Below are 18,485 nucleotides of genomic sequence, written 5' to 3' on the forward strand. Positions count from 1 at the left end.
GCAGCTATATGCTTTTTCCATCGCGCCTGAGGTACCCACCAGTGAAAACCGCCGCTGTTCCCTTGCCTGCTGAACCTGAGACTGCCTCCATCAACGACCTGTGGATCGAGAAAGGCACGCCAGCCTTCATGAAAACCGTGCTGGCGCTGTTCAGTGGCGGCTTTGCCACCTTTGCCCTGCTGTACTGCGTGCAGCCGATGATGCCGCTGCTGTCGAAGGAATTTGCCATCAATGCCGCGCAGAGCAGCCTGGTGCTGTCGGTCGCAACCGGCATGCTGGCGTTCGGGTTGTTGATAACCGGCCCCGTCTCCGACCGTATTGGACGCAAGCCGGTGATGGTGTTCGCGCTGGTGTGCGCGGCGCTGTGCACCATCGCCAGCGCCGTGATGCCGAGCTGGGAGCTGGTGCTGGCCACCCGCGCACTGGTCGGGCTGTCCCTGAGCGGCCTGGCAGCGGTGGCAATGACCTACCTGAGCGAGGAGATTCACCCGCAGCACATCGGCCTGGCCATGGGCCTGTACATCGGCGGCAATGCCATTGGTGGCATGAGCGGCCGGCTGATTACCGGCGTGCTGATCGACTTCGTCAGCTGGCACACGGCGATGCTCACGGTGGGTGGCCTGGCATTGCTGGCGGCGGTGGTGTTCTGGAAAGTGCTGCCCGAGTCGCGCAACTTCCGCCCCCAGGCCATGAACCCGCGCAGCCTGCTGGACGGCTTCGTGGTGCATTTCAAGGATGCCGGGCTGCCTTGGCTGTTCCTCGAAGCGTTCCTGCTGATGGGCGCCTTCGTCACCCTGTTCAACTACATTGGCTATCGCCTGCTGGCGGAGCCTTACCACATGAACCAGGCGCTGGTGGGGCTGCTGTCGGTGGTGTACCTGTCGGGTATCTACAGCTCGGCGCAGGTGGGCGCACTGGCCGACAAGCTGGGCCGGCGCAAGGTGTTCTGGGCGAGTATCGTGGTCATGGCGGGGGGCATGCTGATAACCCTGGCCAGCCCATTGTTCATGGTGATCATGGGCATGCTGGTGTTCACCTTCGGCTTCTTCGGGGCACACTCGGTGGCCAGCAGCTGGATCGGCCGCCGCGCCTTGCGGGCCAAGGGGCAGGCGTCATCGCTGTATCTGTTCTGCTACTACGCGGGGTCGAGCGTGGCCGGGACGGCAGGCGGGGTGTTCTGGCACCAGTGGGGGTGGAACGGCATCGGGTTGTTCATCGGCAGCCTGCTGGCGGTAGCGCTGCTGGTGGCGTTGCACCTGAGCAAGCTACCGCCAAAGGCGGCGTAGGGGCTCGCGGGCATGCCCGCGAGCTGGCCTTTACTGATGGTACTGCGCTGACAGTTCGTGCACGGCGTTGATGAACACACCGGCATGCTCCGGGTCGACTTCCGGGGTAATGCCATGGCCCAGGTTGAACACGTGCCCACTGCCCTGGCCGTAGCTGGCCAGAATACGCGCCACTTCTTTGCGGATGGCTTCGGGCCGGGCGTACAGCACGGTCGGATCCATGTTGCCTTGCAGGGCCACCTGGTTACCCACACGGCGGCGGGCATCGCCGATATCGCAGGTCCAGTCCAGGCCCAGTGCATCGGCACCCGCTTCGGCAATGCTTTCGAGCCACAGGCCGCCGTTCTTGGTGAACAGGATGACCGGCACCTTGCGCCCTTCGTGCTCGCGAATCAGGCCACTGACGATCTTGCGCATGTAGGCCAGGGAAAACTCCTGGTACGCCGCAGCCGACAGGTTGCCACCCCAGGTGTCGAAGATCTGCACCGCCTGTGCGCCGGCCAGGATCTGGCCATTGAGGTACGTTGTGACCGACTGGGCCAGCTTGTCCAGCAACAGGTGCAGCGCCTGGGGGTTGTCGTAGGCCATGGCCTTGGTCTTGCGGAAGTCCTTGGACGAGCCGCCTTCGACCATGTACGTGGCCAGCGTCCACGGGCTGCCTGAGAAGCCGATCAGCGGTACCCGGCCATTGAGCTCGCGGCGGATGGTGCTGACGGCGTCCATCACGTAGCCCAAGTCTTTCTGGGCATCGGGCACGGGCAGTGCTTCGATGTCGGCCGGGGTGCTGACCACCTTTCTGAAACGCGGGCCTTCGCCGGTTTCGAAGTACAGGCCAAGGCCCATGGCATCAGGGATGGTGAGGATGTCCGAGAACAGGATCGCGGCGTCCAGCGGGTAGCGGTCCAGTGGCTGCAGGGTGACCTCGCAGGCGAACTGCGGGTTTTTGCACAGGCTCATGAAGTCACCGGCCTTGGCACGGCTGGCGCGATATTCCGGGAGGTAGCGGCCGGCCTGGCGCATCATCCACACCGGGGTGACGTCTACGGGTTGCTTGAGCAGTGCACGCAGGAAACGATCGTTCTTCAGGGCAGTCATGTCGGCATCCGGAAAAAAAGTGGGGGCATTTTCTCAGACGCCAGCACAAAAGGCACGGCTGAGACCATGCGTTTTGTCTATTGGATGCGTTGGGTCAAGCTGTGTCGCGTACAAAGCCGGCCCCTGCAGATAACGCGTACCTTGCAGGAGCCGGCAGCCGACCTCACACTTCCAGGAAGTCCAGGATGCCTTCGGCAGCGGTGCGCCCTTCGAAAATGGCGGTCACTACCAGGTCGGACCCGCGCACCATGTCGCCGCCGGCAAACACCTTCGGGTTGCTGGTCTGGTGCTTGAACTTGCCCTGCTCCGGCGCTACCACACGGCCCTGGCTGTCCAGTTGGATGCCGTGCTGCTCGAACCAGGGGGCGGGGCTTGGGCGGAAGCCGAAGGCGATGACCACCGCATCGGCCGGCAGGATCTCTTCAGAACCCGGGATTGGCTCCGGGCTGCGGCGGCCACGGGCGTCGGGCTCACCCAGGCGGGTTTCCACCACTTTCACGCCCTCGACCTTGTCCTCACCCACGATCGCAATGGGCTGGCGGTTGTACAGGAACTTCACGCCCTCTTCCTTGGCGTTCTTAACTTCCTTGCGCGAACCGGGCATGTTGGCTTCGTCACGGCGATAGGCACACGTCACGGCCTTGGCGCCCTGGCGAATGGAGGTGCGGTTGCAGTCCATGGCGGTGTCACCACCACCGAGCACCACCACCCGCTTGCCCTGCATGTCGACGAAATCTTCCGGCGACTTCTCGAAGCCCAGGTTGCGGTTGACGTTGGCGATCAGGAAGTCCAGGGCATCGTGCACCCCTGGCAGGTCCTCGCCGGGGAAGCCCCCCTTCATGTAGGTGTAGGTGCCCATGCCCATGAACACTGCATCGTACTCGGCCAGCAGTTGCTCAAGGGTTACATCCTTGCCCACCTCGGTGTTCAGGCGGAACTCGATGCCCATGCCGGTGAACACTTCACGGCGGTTGCTGAGCACGGTTTTTTCCAGCTTGAATTCGGGGATGCCGAAGGTCAGCAGGCCGCCGATTTCCGGGTTGCGATCGAACACCACCGGGGTTACCCCGGCGCGCACCAGTACATCGGCACAGCCCAAGCCCGCCGGGCCAGCACCGATGATGGCCACGCGCTTGCCGGTGGGCTTGACCTTGGACATGTCCGGGCGCCAGCCCATGGCGAAGGCGGTATCGGTGATGTACTTCTCCACCGAACCGATGGTCACCGCGCCAAAGCCGTCGTTCAGCGTGCAGGCACCTTCACACAGGCGGTCCTGTGGGCACACCCGCCCGCATACTTCCGGCAGGGTGTTGGTCTGGTGCGACAATTCCGCCGCCGCCAGGATGTTGCCTTCGGACACCAGCTTCAACCAGTTGGGGATGAAGTTGTGCACCGGGCACTTCCATTCGCAGTACGGGTTACCACAGCCCAGGCAGCGGTGCGCCTGTTCCACAGACTGCTGCGGCTTGAACGGTTCGTAGATTTCCACGAACTCCTTCTTGCGCTGGCGCAGCAGCTTTTTCTTCGGGTCCTTGCGGCCCACCTCGATGAACTGGAAGTCGTTATTCAGACGTTCAGCCATTTTTCAAAACCTCTTAACAGCAGCTGCAAGCGTTTAGCTGCAAGCCACAAGACGATCACGTAAGCCTGGCAAACCCCGTACTGCTTCTATCTGCAGCGTGGGGCTTGCCTGCTTGCAGCTGTATTACTGCGGGTTGGCACGGGTGCTGGACAGCAACTGCTTCAGGTTGGCGGCCTTGGGCTTGACCAGCCAGAAGCGCCGCACGTAGTCGTCCAGGTTCTCGGAAAGCTCGCGCCCCCACTCACTGTCGGTTTCATCCACATACTCGGCAAGGACCCGCGCCAGGTGGGTGCGGTAAGCCTCCATCGCTTCACCACTGATGCGCTGGATTTCCACCAGCTCGTGGTTGAGCTTGTCGACGAAGCTGTTGTCCATGTCGAGCACGTAGGCGAAGCCGCCCGTCATGCCAGAACCGAAGTTGTAACCGGTCTTGCCCAGCACGCAGACAAAGCCACCGGTCATGTATTCACAGCAGTGATCGCCGGTGCCCTCGACAACGGCATGGGCGCCGGAGTTACGTACAGCGAAGCGCTCGCCTGCAGTACCGGCAGCGAACAACTTGCCGCCAGTGGCACCGTACAGGCAGGTGTTGCCAACGATGGCGCTGTGCTGGGTTTTGAACGGGCTGCCCGCTGGCGGCACGATGGTCAACTTGCCACCCGTCATGCCCTTGCCCACATAGTCGTTGGCGTCGCCCTGCAGGTACAGGTTCAGGCCACCGGCGTTCCATACGCCGAAGCTCTGGCCGGCGGTACCGTTGAAGCGGAACGTGATCGGCGCGCTGGCCATGCCCTGGTTGCCATGCAGCCGGGCAATCTCGCCCGATACCCGCGCACCGATGGAGCGGTCGCAGTTGCAGATGTCCAGGCTGAATTCGCCGCCGGCCTGGTCGCGGATGGCCGGCATGGCCATCTCGACCATCTTCTCGGCCAGCTCGCCCTGGTCGAAGGGTGGGTTGCGGTCGACTTCACAGAACTGCGGCTTGTCTGCCGGGATGTGCGAGCTGCCCAGCAGCGGCGTCAGGTCGAGGTACTGCTGGCGCTCGGTGTCGCCCGGCAGCACATCTAGCAGGTCGGTGCGGCCGATCAGCTCACCCAGGCTTCGTACGCCCAGCTTGGCCAGCCACTCACGGGTCTCTTCAGCGACGAAGGTGAAGAAGTTGACCACCATGTCGACGGTGCCGATGTAATGGTCCTTGCGCAGCTTGTCGTTCTGGGTGGCCACGCCGGTGGCGCAGTTGTTCAGGTGGCAGATGCGCAGGTACTTGCAACCCAAGGCAATCATCGGGGCGGTGCCGAAGCCGAAGCTCTCGGCCCCCAGGATTGCCGCCTTGATCACGTCCAGGCCGGTCTTGAGGCCGCCGTCGGTCTGCACCCGCACCTTGCCGCGCAGGTCGTTGCCGCGCAGGGTCTGGTGGGTTTCGGCAAGGCCCAGCTCCCACGGGGCGCCAGCATACTTGATCGACGTCAGCGGCGAGGCGCCGGTGCCACCGTCATAACCGGAAATGGTAATGAGGTCGGCATAGGCCTTGGCCACGCCGGCAGCAATGGTGCCTACGCCTGCTTCAGCCACCAGCTTCACCGACACCAGCGCCTGCGGGTTGACCTGCTTGAGGTCATAGATCAGCTGGGCCAGGTCTTCGATGGAGTAGATATCGTGGTGCGGCGGTGGCGAGATCAGCGTCACCCCCGGCACCGCGTAACGCAGGCGGGCGATCAGGCCATTGACCTTGCCACCGGGCAACTGGCCACCCTCGCCGGGCTTGGCGCCCTGGGCAACCTTGATTTGCAGCACTTCGGCGTTGACCAGGTATTCGGGCGTAACGCCGAAACGGCCGGTCGCCACCTGCTTGATCTTGGAACTGCGGATGGTGCCGTAGCGTGATGGGTCTTCGCCGCCCTCACCGGAGTTGGAACGCGCACCCAGGCGGTTCATGGCTTCAGCCAGTGCTTCGTGGGCCTCAGGCGACAGTGCACCCAGCGAGATACCCGCCGAGTCGAAGCGCTTGAGGATGGCGTCCAGCGGTTCGACCTGGTCCAGCGCCAGTGGCTGCTCGGCCACCTTCACTTTCAACAGGTCGCGGATCATCGACACCGGGCGCTGGTCGACCAGCGAGGTGTATTCCTTGAACTTGGCGTAATCGCCCTGCTGCACGGCGGCTTGCAGGGTGTTGACCACGTCCGGGTTGTAGGCGTGGTACTCGCCGCCGTGGACGAACTTCAGCAAGCCGCCTTGCTGGATCGGCTTGCGCGCACTCCAGGCTTCGGCGGCCAGCAGTTTCTGGTCGCTTTCCAGGTCCTGGAAGCGCGCACCCTTGATGCGGCTGGAAACGCCCTTGAAGCTCAGGCCGACCACTTCTTCGGACAGGCCGATGGCTTCGAACAGCTGCGCACCCCGGTAGGAGGCGATGGTGGAGATCCCCATCTTCGACAGGATCTTCAGCAGGCCCTTGGAGATGCCCTTGCGGTAGTACTTGAACACTTCGTCCAGGTCACCCAGCACTTCGCCGGTGCGGATCAGGTCGGCCAGCACTTCGTAAGCCAGGTATGGGTACACCGCCGAGGCGCCGAAGCCCAGCAGCACTGCAAAGTGGTGGGGGTCACGGGCAGTGGCGGTTTCTACCAGGATGTTGCTGTCGCAACGCAGGCCCTTGTCGGTCAGGCGGTGGTGCACAGCGCCCACGGCCAGCGACGCATGCACCGGCAGCTTGCCGGGTGCGATGTGGCGGTCGCTCAGTACCAGCTGGGTCTTGCCAGCCCGCACGGCCTCTTCAGCCTGGTCGGCGATGTTGCGAATGGCCGCTTCCAGGCCGACGCTTTCTTCATAGTTCAGGTCGATCAGCTGGCGCTCGAAGCCTTCACGCTCCAGGCTCATCAGCGAGCGCCATTTGGCAGGCGAGACCACCGGCGAGCTGAGAATCACCCGCGAGGCATGCTCGGGGGATTCCTGGAAGATGTTGCGCTCGGCACCCAGGCAGATTTCCAGCGACATCACGATCGCTTCGCGCAGCGGGTCGATCGGCGGGTTGGTGACCTGGGCAAACTGCTGGCGGAAGAAGTCGTACGGCGAACGCACCCGTTGCGACAGCACCGCCATGGGGGTGTCATCCCCCATCGAACCGACCGCTTCCTGGCCCTGTTCACCCAGCGGGCGCAGTACCTGGTCGCGCTCCTCGAAGGTAACCTGGAACATCTTCATGAACTGCTTGAGCTGGTCAGCGTCGTAGCTGGCCACGCCCTGGTCGTCGGTCAGCGTCGCCTGGATACGCGTGGCATGCTGACGCAGCCAGCGCTTGTAGGGGTGACGGGACTTGAGGCGGTCATCGATGGCGTCGGTGTCGAGAATCTGACCGGTTTCGGTGTCCACGGCCAAGATCTGGCCCGGGCCCACACGGCCTTTTGCCAGCACTTCATCCGGCTGATAGCCCCATACGCCGATTTCAGAGGCGATGGTGATGTAGCCGTTGGTGGTGGTGACCCAACGCGCCGGGCGCAGGCCGTTGCGGTCGAGCAGGCACACCGCGTGGCGGCCTTCGGTCATGACGATACCGGCCGGGCCATCCCACGGCTCCATGTGCATGGAATTGTATTCGTAGAAGGCGCGCAGGTCGGCGTCCATGGTCTCGACGTTCTGCCAGGCTGGCGGTACCAGCATGCGCACGCCACGGAACAGGTCGATACCGCCGGTCACCATCAGTTCGAGCATGTTGTCCATGCTGGACGAGTCGGAGCCCACGCGGTTGACCAGCGGGCCGAGCTCATCGAGGTCGGGGATCTGGTCATTGGCGAACTTGGTACGGCGTGCCATCGCCCAGTTGCGGTTACCGGTGATGGTGTTGATTTCACCGTTGTGGGCAAGGAAGCGGAACGGCTGCGCCAGCGGCCACTTGGGCAAGGTGTTGGTGGAGAAGCGCTGGTGGAACACGCAAATGGCGGTCTGCAGGCGCTCATCACCGAGGTCCGGGTAGAAGGCCGCCAGATCGCGCGGCATCATCAGGCCCTTGTAGATGATGGTCTTGTGCGAAAAGCTGCAGATGTAGTGGTCGGCGTCGTGGGCGTTGGCCACCGACGAACGGCGACGTGCGCTGAACAGCTTGATGGCGAATTCCTGGTCACTCAGGCCTTCGCCGCCGATGAACACCTGCTCGATCTGCGGCAGACGCTCCAGGGCCAGGCGGCCGAGCACGCTGGTATCGATCGGCACCTTGCGCCAGCCGACCAGGTTGAGGCCAGCCGCGACGATTTCGCGGTCCATGTTGGCGCGGGCGGCTTCGGCTTTGACCGGGTCCTGGTTGAAGAACACCATGCCCACGGCGTACTGCCTTGGCAGCTCGGCGGCAAAATGCTCCTGGGCCACGGCGCGCAGGAACTGGTCGGGCTTCTGCATCAGCAGACCACAACCGTCACCGGTCTTGCCGTCGGCGTTGATACCGCCACGGTGGGTCATGCACGTGAGCGCCTGCATGGCGGTTTGCAGAAGGTGGTGGCTGGGTTCGCCCGTCATATGGGCGATCAGGCCAAAACCACAGTTGTCCTTGAATTCTTCGGGATGGTACAGACCTGTTTTCATAGACACTTTCTCACCAGGTTCACCCCTCAACGGAGGCAAATCTCTTTTTTAACAACCACTTACCATCCACGCCGATCAAATGCCAGCTTTTTGCGGTGGCCATGGAAAACCATTGTTGCACAGCGACAGTCGCGCCCACAAATTTTCATGTCTCACCATTGAAAATTTATGTCGCAATTTTGAATGTTTTTGCGCCAACTGCCGTGGTAGCGACGTGACTTGAGTCTGAAGCGTTTCAGCCATGACTGCAACGTAGGCTTGTGGCCGGCAGTCCGGGACAGAAAAGCCTGCCGCGCTTGGGCGCAGCAGGCTAGTCGAACGCTAGAATTCGCTTGGCTACTGGGCGGCGGGGTGATGCCGCCCGGAAGGTATCAGCGGGCCGAGGCCAGCTCTTGTTGGACGCTGGCGACGGTACGTGGCCAAGGTTTACCAGCCTGGACCTTCGCTGGCAAGTTCTTGATGGCCGCAACGGCCGCATCACGGTTGGCAAAGCTGCCATAAGTGACCACGTAGAGCGGCTTGCCCTGCAAGGTTTTCTTGAAGTAGCGGTACTCGCCACCCTGCGCCTTGACGAAGGCCTGGGCAGACGCCTCGGAGCTGGTGCCCAGGATTTGCACCACGTAGTTACCCGGCTTCTGCCCGGTGTACCAGCCACCATTGCCACTGCCCCCGGCAGCCGGCTTCTCGACCGCCTTGGGCGCTGGCTTGGCAACAGCAACCTGGGTAGGTGCAGGCTCGGCCTTGGCCTGTGCAGCAGGCTTGGCCTGCTGGGTGGCGGCTGGCTTGGGCGCCGCCGCCTGCTGCACGGGCTGGGCGGGCGTTGGCGCAGGGCCTGCTGCCACGCCCTGGGGCGGCGCGATGGTGGTCACGGTAGGCGGTGGGTTGCCTGGCTGCAGTGCGGTTTCACCGGCAGGGCTGCCCTCTTCACCCTCACCCATGCCAGCGGCCTGGGCCAGGGGTTCGCGCATCACCGGTTGCGACTGCCCTACCAGCGGCAATGGCGTGGGCTGCGAGGAGCCCGAGAATTCGATGGCCGCACCCTTGCCATCGCCCAGCGGCAGCTGCGCCTGGGCCGCTGGCGCTTCGGCTGGGGCCTTGTCGCCCTTTCTGGGCATCAACACGGCAGCCGCGACGGCGACAACGACCACAGCAGACAGCGCGAGCACATGTTTCTTCGGCATTTTGAACCCCATGGATGGTCGCTTGACCGTCGAACGGCTGGCGATCATGGCTTCGATCAACGTGTCACGGGCGACCTGGTTGATGTTGCCAGGCCAACCGTCGGAATTTTCATGGATGTCGGCAATCTGTTCACGGCTGAACACCTCGATGCCCCGGCCAGCACCGTCCAGGCGCTGCTCCAGGTATTCGCGGGTTTCCTCTTCGCTATAGGGGGCAAGCTCGATGATGTGGAAACGTTCTTCCTCGATCTCGAGTTCGTCCAGCCCTGCAATCAGCGACGGCTCACCGAACAGGAACACATGCGGGCGGCCTTCCGGCACGCCTGCTGCCAACTCCAGCAACGCTTGGAGTGCCGACTCGCCAAGTTGTTCCGCATCGTCCACCAGCAGGTACACCTCCTGGCCGGTCAGTGCCAGCTGCACGACCTTGGACAGGATGGCCTGCACTTCGGGCTGGGCAACGCCCAGGTCCTGGGCGATGTGCGCCAGCACGCTGGCGGCATCGCCGGCACTGCGGGCAGACACCACGACGCTTTGCACCGACTGCTTGTTGGTGCTGGCCACCAAGGCCTGGCGCAGCAGTGTCTTGCCGCTGCCCAACGGCCCGCTGACCACCAGCATCAGCTGGCTGTAACGGGCCAGATGGTGCAGCTGGCCCAACACCGGCTTGCGCTGGGCAGGGAAGAATTTGAAACCGGGCACACGGGGTGCGAACGGGTCGTGGCTCAACTGGTAATGGTCGAGAAAGGCCTCATCGGCATGCAAACTGGTCATTGCGCTGTCACAACCTCAAAGCTGGGCCACGATCGCGCGGTAATCCGCGGACAAGGTGGCCTGAAGAATCTCTTTAGGATAGTCGTCGGTGACGACGGCCTCGCCCATCTGGCGCAGCAGCACCAGACGCAGACGGCCGTCCAGCACCTTCTTGTCGACCGCCATGTGCTCCATGAAATGCGCCGGGGTCATTTCCTGTGGTGGCACCACCGGCAAACCTGCATCGCGCAGCAGGCGGATGCCGCGATCACGTTCGGCCTGGGCGATCCAGCCAAGGCGCATGGACATTTCCAGGGCCATTACCGTACCCGCCGAAACCGCTTCACCATGCAGCCACACACCGTAGCCCATGTGGGTCTCGATGGCATGCCCGAAGGTGTGGCCCAGGTTCAGGGTGGCGCGCACGCCTGACTCGCGCTCATCCGCCCCCACCACCGCAGCCTTGGCTGCACAGGAGCGGCTGATGGCCTGGGTGAGCGCTGCCGAGTCAAGGCCGCGCAGCGCCTGCATATTGTCTTCGAGCCATTCCAGGAAGGGCTTGTCGCAGATCAGGCCGTACTTGATCACTTCGGCCAGGCCGGCGGACAGCTCGCGTGCCGGCAGGGTGCTCAGGCTGGTGGTATCGATCAGCACCGCATTGGGCTGGTAGAACGCGCCGACCATGTTTTTGCCCAGCGGGTGGTTGATGCCAGTCTTGCCGCCAACCGAGGAATCCACCTGGGACAGCAGGGTGGTGGGGACCTGGATGAAATCAACGCCGCGCTGGTAGCACGCAGCGGCAAAGCCGGCCATGTCGCCGATCACGCCGCCGCCCAGGGCGATCACGGTGGTGCGGCGGTCGTGCCGTGCCGTCAGCAGGCCGTCGAAGATCAGTTGCAGGGTTTGCCAGTTCTTGTGCGCCTCGCCATCGGGCAGCACCACTGGCAGCACAGCGTAGGCACCCAGGGTACGGGTGAGGCGTTCGAGGTACAGAGGGGCAACCGTCTCGTTGGAGACAATGGCCACCTGCCGCCCGGCGATGTGCGGCGCCAGCAGCTCGGGCTGGTCCAGCAGGCCTTCGCCAATGTAGATCGGGTAGCTACGCTCGCCCAGGTCGACCTTCAGTGTCTGCATGTATCCCCACAATGATCTTGGGCGCGGCGCCGTTCGGGCAAGCCACGCGGTAACGTTTGACCTCGCTCGACGCAGGAGGCCGAGAATAGTCCCGGGTTAACGGGGGGGCAACTGCTGCAGGCGTTCGAGAATGTCGATTACCACCATGCGCGGCGGCCGTTCGTCGGTTTCCACCACAAGGTCCGCGATCTCCCGGTAGAGCGGGTCACGGGTTTCGAGCAAGGTGCGCAGGGTGGCTTCGGGGTTCGCGGTGCGCAGCAGGGGGCGGTTGCGGTCGCGGGCGGTGCGCCCGACCTGCTGCTCGACCGAGGCGTGCAGGTAGATGACCCGCCCGCCCTGGTGCAGGGCAAGGCGGTTGGCTTCACGCATCACCGCGCCGCCACCGGTGGCAACCACCACGCCGTCGAGTTCGCACAGCTCGGCGAGCATGGCCTGCTCGCGGTCACGGAAGCCCGGCTCCCCTTCCTTGTCGAAGATCCACGGGATGTTGGCGCCGCATCGCAGTTCGATTTCCTTGTCGGAATCCTTGAACAGCAGGCGCAGCTCTTTGGCCAATAGGCGCCCGATGGTGCTTTTGCCAGCACCCATGGGCCCCACAAGTATCAAATTTCGCACAGAATCAACGACTCACAGCAATCGCCTGGTCACTCATGATACGCGGAGTCAGGAAGACCAGCAGCTCGGATTTTTTCTCTTGTAATACATCGCGTCGAAACAGCCGCCCAACATACGGCAGATCGCCCAAAAATGGCACCTTGTCGACCATATTGTTTTGCGAGGTGGAGTACACACCGCCGATCACGATGGTGTCCCCATCTGCCACGCGCACCTTGGCATTGACCTCGTTTTTACGAATGGGCGGAATGTCGTTCAAGGCATTGACGTAATCCGGCTCGTCCTTGGTCACCTTCACCGTCATGATGACCTGGTTGTCCGGGGTGATCTGCGGGGTCACTTCCAGCGACAGGGACGCCTCGCGAAACGCAACCGAGGTGGCGCCGCTTTTGCTGGATTGCTGGTAGGGCACCTCGGTGCCCTTGAGGATGCGGGCAGTTTCCTTGTCGGCGGTAACCACCTTGGGCTGCGAAATGATCTCGCCCTTGCCGCTCTTCTCCATGGCGCTTAGTTCGAGGTCAAGCAACACCCCGCCGCGCAGCAGGCCCAGCCCCAGGCTGCTGCCGGCCCGTTCCACGCCAAGGTCGACGAACAACTCCTTGCCCAGCCGCGGTGCCTCGCTGTACAGGCGCCCGCCCCACCGCACCCCCAGGCCTTTCTCATAACCGACATTGGCCTCGACGATGCGTGCTTCGATGGCCACCTGACGCACCGGCACATCCAGCTGGGCCACCAACGCTCGCACCTCGGCCAGGCGATCAGCGGGTTGATGCACCACCAGCGTGTTGGTGCGGGCATCGACACTCAGGCTGCCTCGGCCACTGAGAATGCCGTCGTCGGCCAGGCTGGCCAGCAGCAAATCCGCCAGGTCGGCGGCCTTGGCATGATGCACAGGCAACAGTTCGCGCTGCATGGGTTGCCATTGCGCCTCCAGCCCGAGGCCGCCGGGCGCCCCCTGCGGTGCCGAGCTGATTTCCGACAAGGGCGCGACCAGCAGCACATTGCCATCTTTGCGTCGCCCCAGCCCCTTGCTGCGCAGCACCAGGTCCAGCGCCTGATCCCAGGGCACATCCTGCAGCCGCAAGGTGACATTGCCCTGCACCGCATCGCTGGCCACCAGATTGATACCGGCGTAATCAGCCAGCACCTGCAAAACGGCCCGCACTTCCACATCCTGAAAGTTCAGCGACAAGGCCTCACCCTGATAGGTCGACGCTGCCGCTTGGAGCGGCAGCAGTAACGTCAGCAGCCATTTGCTCAATGTTTTCATCCTGAACCGGGGCCTCCTTGCCCGTAAGTCGCTGCAGAGAAAGGAAGGCAGTGCGCGGGTGCCACACCCCCGTCATGAAAAGCCGTTCTTGCACTTCGACCTGGCCTGGGGTGACCTGCACCACCACGCCATTGTCGCGCCCCACCCGGTCACCTGTGCGCAGGCGATACAGGGTGCCGGCAACCACGACCAACGCCTCGTGCGCATCGCCGCGTGACAGGTGGCCAACCATCTGCACCTGTTTCAGCGGCACGCCGGTCAGCCTGTTCCCTCGCCAGGGCGCGAGCCTGGGTGCAAAGGGATCAGCGCTAGGCCCTGCGGCCATTTGCCTGACAGGCAAGCGCGCCAGAAACTCTGCCGAGGGCGGCGGCGCTTTTGTCTGGTAGGTGTCTACGTGCAATCGCAGGCGCACGAGCGCTGGCTGGCCATCGACACCTGCAATCGCCAGGTCACCGCTGCGAAATACCGCCGGCTGCGCAAACCACTCGTTCAGCCACACACGCACAGCCCTGTAGGGCCCTGTGACCTGCAACTCCAGCGGTACCCGTTGCAACCCCGCCTGCTGCTCGGCATCACGCACCTGCAACTGCTCGATCAACACGCCGTGGCTACCCGCCGAGGCTGACAGCCGCTCCAGCAGGTCACTCATCCCCTGCCCTGCATCGAGGTACCACAGCGCCTCCTGGATATGCCGTTCGGCAGTTGCCACCTTCGCCTTCAAAGCCTTCAGCTTCGCCAGTTGCTGCACCGCCGCAGTGTTTTGCGCCTCTAATTCAGCAGACCGGGCATGCTCACCCCTTTGCTGCTGCATCGCCGTGGGCAGGCGAACCAGGCAGCCAAGGGTGAACAAGCCAGATGCCAGCAACCATGGCGCCAGCCGCCTGAACCATGGCGTACGGCCGATGATGGCCAGGCTGCCCAATAACGCCGTGGTGTTCATGACCAGAATGCCGTCACTCGAGCCGTCAGCACGAACTCGTCTGCGCCTGGCAGGCTCTTGATGGACTTGAGCTCAAGGCCGGCCAGCACGCCTGAACGCTGCAGGTCACGCATGAACTGGGCAATCACCGCACCGGAGGGTGCCACGCCGGCCAAGCGCAGGTGCCCAGCCTGCATGTGCAGGCCCAGCAGTTGCATCTCGCCGGGCAACGCACCCTCCAGGTCGGCAAACAAGCCTGCCAGCACATCAGGGTGACCGCGCAGGCCTTCCAGTTCAGCCAACCTGGCCGCCAGCACAGCATACTGGTCACGCAGCTCAGCCAAGGCCTGGGCCTGCTGGTGCCGTGACGAGATTGCAGCCTCGCGCTGCAGGTTGTTTAGCCGTTGCTGCTCCCCGCGCTGGCGGGCCAGTTGGTCCACGACCATGACCGCACACAGGGCCAGCACGGCACTTGCCAGAAGCTGGCCATAAAAACGCCGCGACGCTGCTTGGCGCTGCCGCTCGCGCCAAGGCAGCAAGTTGAGCCGGATCACCTGTACACCCCCCCAATGGCCAGTGCGCCAGCCAGGAGCATGGCGCCATTGAACGGAACGAGGCCGGCCAACCCGGGCACTGGGCTGCAGTGTACGTCGAGCCTGGCTTGCAGCTCAGCCAGCCAGGCTTGGTGGTAAGGCTCGGCGCTGACGACCCACAGGTGAGCGGGCAGGCACTCGTCGCTCAGCTTCCGCTGAATGCTCTCGGGCGTAGGGCCTGCATCCAGCAACAGTTCACGCCGCAGGCAGCCGCCACCAGGCTTGAGGCGGTGCAAAGTGGCATCGTGCGGGCTCAGTCGCAGCAGGGCCACGTCCTGATCACTGGCCGCGGGCACGAGCCGCCGCAGGGCGAGCGTGTCCACTTCAACAGCCTCCAGCTGCAGCCCCGCTTCCGCCACCAGCGCCTCGAGCGAGGCCAGGGTGCTCTGCCTGCAGGCGGCCACCATCACTTGCGCTAAACCTGGTTGCGCCGCACAAGCGTGGAGCACCTGGAAGTCCAGTGCCAGGTCATCGAGCGGAAAAGGGAACAGCCGCTCGGCATCGGCCAGCAACTGCGCCTCCATCTGCCCCTCATCCAACCCCAGGGGGAGTTGGCAATACTTGCAGATGACCTGATCGGCTGGCAGCGCCATGGCCACCTTGCGCAACCCGCTGCGCCTGCGCATACGCTGCAGGGCAGCCACCACCGAGGCCGGCTGCGCCATCCAGTGGGTGCCTGCTGGCGGGTCGAACAGTTCCTCCGCCCAACTCACCACGTGGTAATGCCGCTTGCGCCGCCGTAACTGCAGGGCTCGAACGCTCCCCGCGGTAATTTCCAACCCTGAAAATGAACCGGCATCCTTGCCAAAGCGTCCTATCATCGCGGCGTTCCCGTTGCCTGCCGCCCCTTCGGTTTGCGACCGGATGCGCGCTGGCCAGAACGACGACCAGCCACCTGGGCGGTAACCCGGAGAGGGGAAAAATGCTTATAATGCCCGGCGTTTTGGTCCGCCGGACCCGCGTGCAATTCACTCACAAACTGGACACCGAAAAGCCTTGATACGTCTGCTTAAGTTCTTCTGGTGGTCTTCCGTCGCAGTCATCTGCGCGCTCGTACTCGGTGTGAGCGGTGCGTTTCTGTATCTTAGTCCCAACCTGCCTTCGGTCGATTCGCTCAGAAGCATCCAGTTGCAGATCCCCCTCAAGGTGTACAGCAGCGACGGCAAGCTGATCGCCGAGTTTGGTGAAATGCGCCGCTCGCCCATCCGTTTCGCGGAAATTCCACCACAGTTCATTCAGGCGCTTCTGTCAGCCGAGGACGACAACTTCCTCAATCACTACGGCGTAGACCCGAGCAGCCTGATGCGCGCCGCCACCCAGCTGGTCAAGACCGGCCATATCCAGACCGGCGGCAGCACCATCACCATGCAGGTGGCGAAGAACTTCTTCCTCACCAGCGAGCGCAGCTTCTCGCGCAAGACCAACGAGATCCTGCTGGCCCTGCAGATCGAGCGCGAACTGACCAAAGACGAGATCCTCGAGCTGTACGTCAACAAGATCTACCTGGGTAACCGTGCCTACGGCATCGATGCCGCCGCACAGGTGTACTACGGCAAGTCGATCCGCGACGTAAGCCTTGCGCAGATGGCGATGATCGCCGGCCTGCCGAAGGCACCCTCGCGCTTCAACCCTTTGGCCAACCCGGTGCGCGCCAAAGAGCGTCGCGACTGGATTCTCGGCCGGATGTACAAGCTGGGCAAAATCGACGAAGCGAGCTACCAGGCCGCCCTGGCCGAGCCGCTCAACGCCAGCTACCACGTGCCCACGCCCGAAGTGAATGCCCCTTACATCGCCGAAATGGCCCGTGCCGAAATGGTCGGCCGCTACGGCAGCGACGCCTACACCGAAGGGTTCCGCGTTACCACCACGGTGCCCAGCGACACCCAGGACATGGCCAACCAGGCCATCCTCAAGGGCCTGACCGACTACGACGAACGCCACGGCTACCGTGGCCCGGAGGCACGCTTCCCGGGCCGCACACAGGCTGCCTGGCTGCAAGAACTGGCCAAGCAGCGCACGCTGGGTGGCCTGGAGCCGGCCATCGTCACCCAGGTAGATAAAACCGGCCTGAAGGTGCTCACCCGCAGTGGCAAGGAGCAGTCCGTCGCCTGGGACACCATGAAGTGGGCTCGCCCGTTCATCAATACCAATGCCCAAGGCCGCGCGCCCCAGTCGCCGGCAGATGTGGCCCAAGTGGGCGACCTGGTGCGGCTGCAGCGCCTGAACGATGGGGCACTCAAGTTCAGCCAGGTGCCAGGGGCGCAGAGCGCACTGGTTACGCTGGACCCGACCAGCGGTGCGATCCGTGCGCTGGTGGGGGGGTTCTCGTTCGAACAAAGCAACTACAACCGTGCCATGCAGGCCAAGCGCCAGCCAGGCTCAAGCTTCAAGCCCTTCATCTACAGCGCCGCGCTGGACAGCGGCTACACCGCTTCAAGCCTGGTGAACGATGCCCCGATCGTGTTCGTCGACGAGTCGGTGGACAAAGTGTGGCGGCCGAAGAACGACACCAACACCTTCCTTGGCCCCATCCGCATGCGCGAAGCCTTGTACAAGTCGCGTAACCTGGTATCGATCCGCCTGCTGCAGGCCATGGGTGTCGACCGCACCATCGATTATATCGCCAAGTTCGGCTTCAACAAGCAGGACCTGCCACGCAACCTGTCGCTGGCGCTGGGCACTGCAACGCTCACCCCCATGGAAATCGCCACCGGCTGGAGCACGTTCGCCAACGGCGGCTACAAGATCACCCCCTACCTGATCGACCGCATCGAGAGCCGCAGCGGCGAGACGCTGTTCACCGCCAACCCGGCCCGCGTACCCCAAGGTGCCCAGGACCAGGCTGGCCTGGCCGCCCCCGAGCAGCCGATCACCACGCAGATGCCGGGTGAAGGCGCTACGGCGCCGGAGCAGGCTGCGCAGGTGCCAGCCGTGGCAGAAAAGATCATTGATGGCCGCACCACCTACATCCTCACCAGCATGCTGCAGGACGTGATCAAGCGCGGCACCGGGCGCCGCGCGCTGGCCCTCGGCCGCACCGACCTGGCCGGCAAGACCGGTACCACCAACGAATCCAAGGATGCCTGGTTCTCTGGCTATAACGCCGATTACGTGACCACGGTCTGGGTAGGCTTCGACCAGCCCGAAACCCTGGGCCGCCGGGAATACGGCGGCACTGCTGCCCTGCCGATCTGGATGGGCTTCATGGGCGCGGCCCTCAAGGGCATGCCGGAACACCCCCCCGCTGAGCCCGAAGGCATCCTCAGCCTGCGCGTGGACCCGGTCAGTGGCCGCGCTGCCACGCCAAGCACGCCGAATGCCTACTTCGAGCTGTTCAAGGCCGAGGACTCGCCACCGTCCAACGACGAGCTGGGCAATGGTGTGGCGCCTGGCAGCCCACTGCCAGCAGACGAAGCCGCGCCGATGGATCTGTTCTGAGGCAGGGTGGCTGATCAAGGTATTGCCCGGGCGCGTAGATCGAGCGCCGC

At 63.7% G+C, this 18,485-nt stretch carries 12 protein-coding genes; 2 read left to right on the forward strand and 10 right to left on the reverse strand.

Features of this window, described 5'->3' with window-relative positions:
* The first annotated feature begins 41 nt into the window (after positions 1-41).
* Entirely contained in the window at positions 42-1,286 is a 1,245-nt protein-coding gene (locus tag PPA02S_RS15880; RefSeq protein ID WP_028632022.1) for an MFS transporter, read from the forward strand.
* Positions 1,287-1,316: 30 nt separating this feature from the next.
* Here the strand turns inward: PPA02S_RS15880 and hemE are convergent, their stop codons facing one another.
* The 10 genes from hemE to pilM form a co-directional block, all read right to left on the reverse strand.
* Positions 1,317-2,381 carry a uroporphyrinogen decarboxylase gene (gene hemE, locus PPA02S_RS15885; RefSeq protein ID WP_028632023.1) on the reverse strand — a complete coding sequence of 355 codons (1,065 nt, stop codon included), beginning with the start codon at positions 2,379-2,381 and terminating at the stop codon, positions 1,317-1,319.
* A gap of 163 nt (positions 2,382-2,544) precedes the next feature.
* Entirely contained in the window at positions 2,545-3,963 is a 1,419-nt protein-coding gene (locus PPA02S_RS15890; protein WP_028632024.1) for an FAD-dependent oxidoreductase, read from the reverse strand.
* A gap of 123 nt (positions 3,964-4,086) precedes the next feature.
* Positions 4,087-8,532, reverse strand: a complete 4,446-nt coding sequence (gene gltB / locus PPA02S_RS15895; RefSeq protein ID WP_028632025.1) for a glutamate synthase large subunit — start codon at positions 8,530-8,532, stop codon at positions 4,087-4,089.
* A 371-nt stretch (positions 8,533-8,903) separates the two neighbouring features.
* Entirely contained in the window at positions 8,904-10,487 is a 1,584-nt protein-coding gene (locus PPA02S_RS15900) for an SPOR domain-containing protein (RefSeq protein ID WP_028632026.1), read from the reverse strand.
* A gap of 15 nt (positions 10,488-10,502) precedes the next feature.
* A complete protein-coding gene (gene aroB, locus PPA02S_RS15905) occupies positions 10,503-11,600 on the reverse strand; it encodes a 3-dehydroquinate synthase (protein ID WP_028632027.1) in 1,098 nt (365 codons plus the stop codon).
* A gap of 96 nt (positions 11,601-11,696) precedes the next feature.
* The gene (gene aroK, locus PPA02S_RS15910) at positions 11,697-12,215 is read right to left on the reverse strand and encodes a shikimate kinase AroK (protein ID WP_028632028.1); all 519 of its coding nucleotides are present in this window, start codon (positions 12,213-12,215) and stop codon (positions 11,697-11,699) included.
* A 4-nt stretch (positions 12,216-12,219) separates the two neighbouring features.
* Positions 12,220-13,485 carry a type IV pilus secretin PilQ gene (locus PPA02S_RS15915; RefSeq protein WP_042141829.1) on the reverse strand — a complete coding sequence of 422 codons (1,266 nt, stop codon included), beginning with the start codon at positions 13,483-13,485 and terminating at the stop codon, positions 12,220-12,222.
* Entirely contained in the window at positions 13,412-14,425 is a 1,014-nt protein-coding gene (locus PPA02S_RS15920) for a pilus assembly protein PilP (RefSeq protein ID WP_028632030.1), read from the reverse strand. Before PPA02S_RS15920 ends, PPA02S_RS15915 begins: the two co-directional genes overlap by 74 nt.
* Positions 14,422-14,958 carry a PilN domain-containing protein gene (locus PPA02S_RS15925; RefSeq protein WP_028632031.1) on the reverse strand — a complete coding sequence of 179 codons (537 nt, stop codon included), beginning with the start codon at positions 14,956-14,958 and terminating at the stop codon, positions 14,422-14,424. Before PPA02S_RS15925 ends, PPA02S_RS15920 begins: the two co-directional genes overlap by 4 nt.
* Entirely contained in the window at positions 14,955-15,818 is an 864-nt protein-coding gene (pilM, locus tag PPA02S_RS15930; RefSeq protein ID WP_028632032.1) for a type IV pilus biogenesis protein PilM, read from the reverse strand. Before pilM ends, PPA02S_RS15925 begins: the two co-directional genes overlap by 4 nt.
* 175 nt (positions 15,819-15,993) lie before the next feature.
* Between pilM and PPA02S_RS15935 the strand changes: the two genes are divergently transcribed.
* Positions 15,994-18,435 (forward strand): penicillin-binding protein 1A, encoded by a 2,442-nt coding sequence (locus tag PPA02S_RS15935; RefSeq protein ID WP_028632033.1) that lies wholly within the window; start codon positions 15,994-15,996, stop codon positions 18,433-18,435.
* Positions 18,436-18,485: the final 50 nt, after the last annotated feature.

The sequence above is a fragment of the Pseudomonas parafulva NBRC 16636 = DSM 17004 genome (assembly GCF_000730645.1).
Lineage (GTDB): Bacteria > Pseudomonadota > Gammaproteobacteria > Pseudomonadales > Pseudomonadaceae > Aquipseudomonas > Aquipseudomonas parafulva.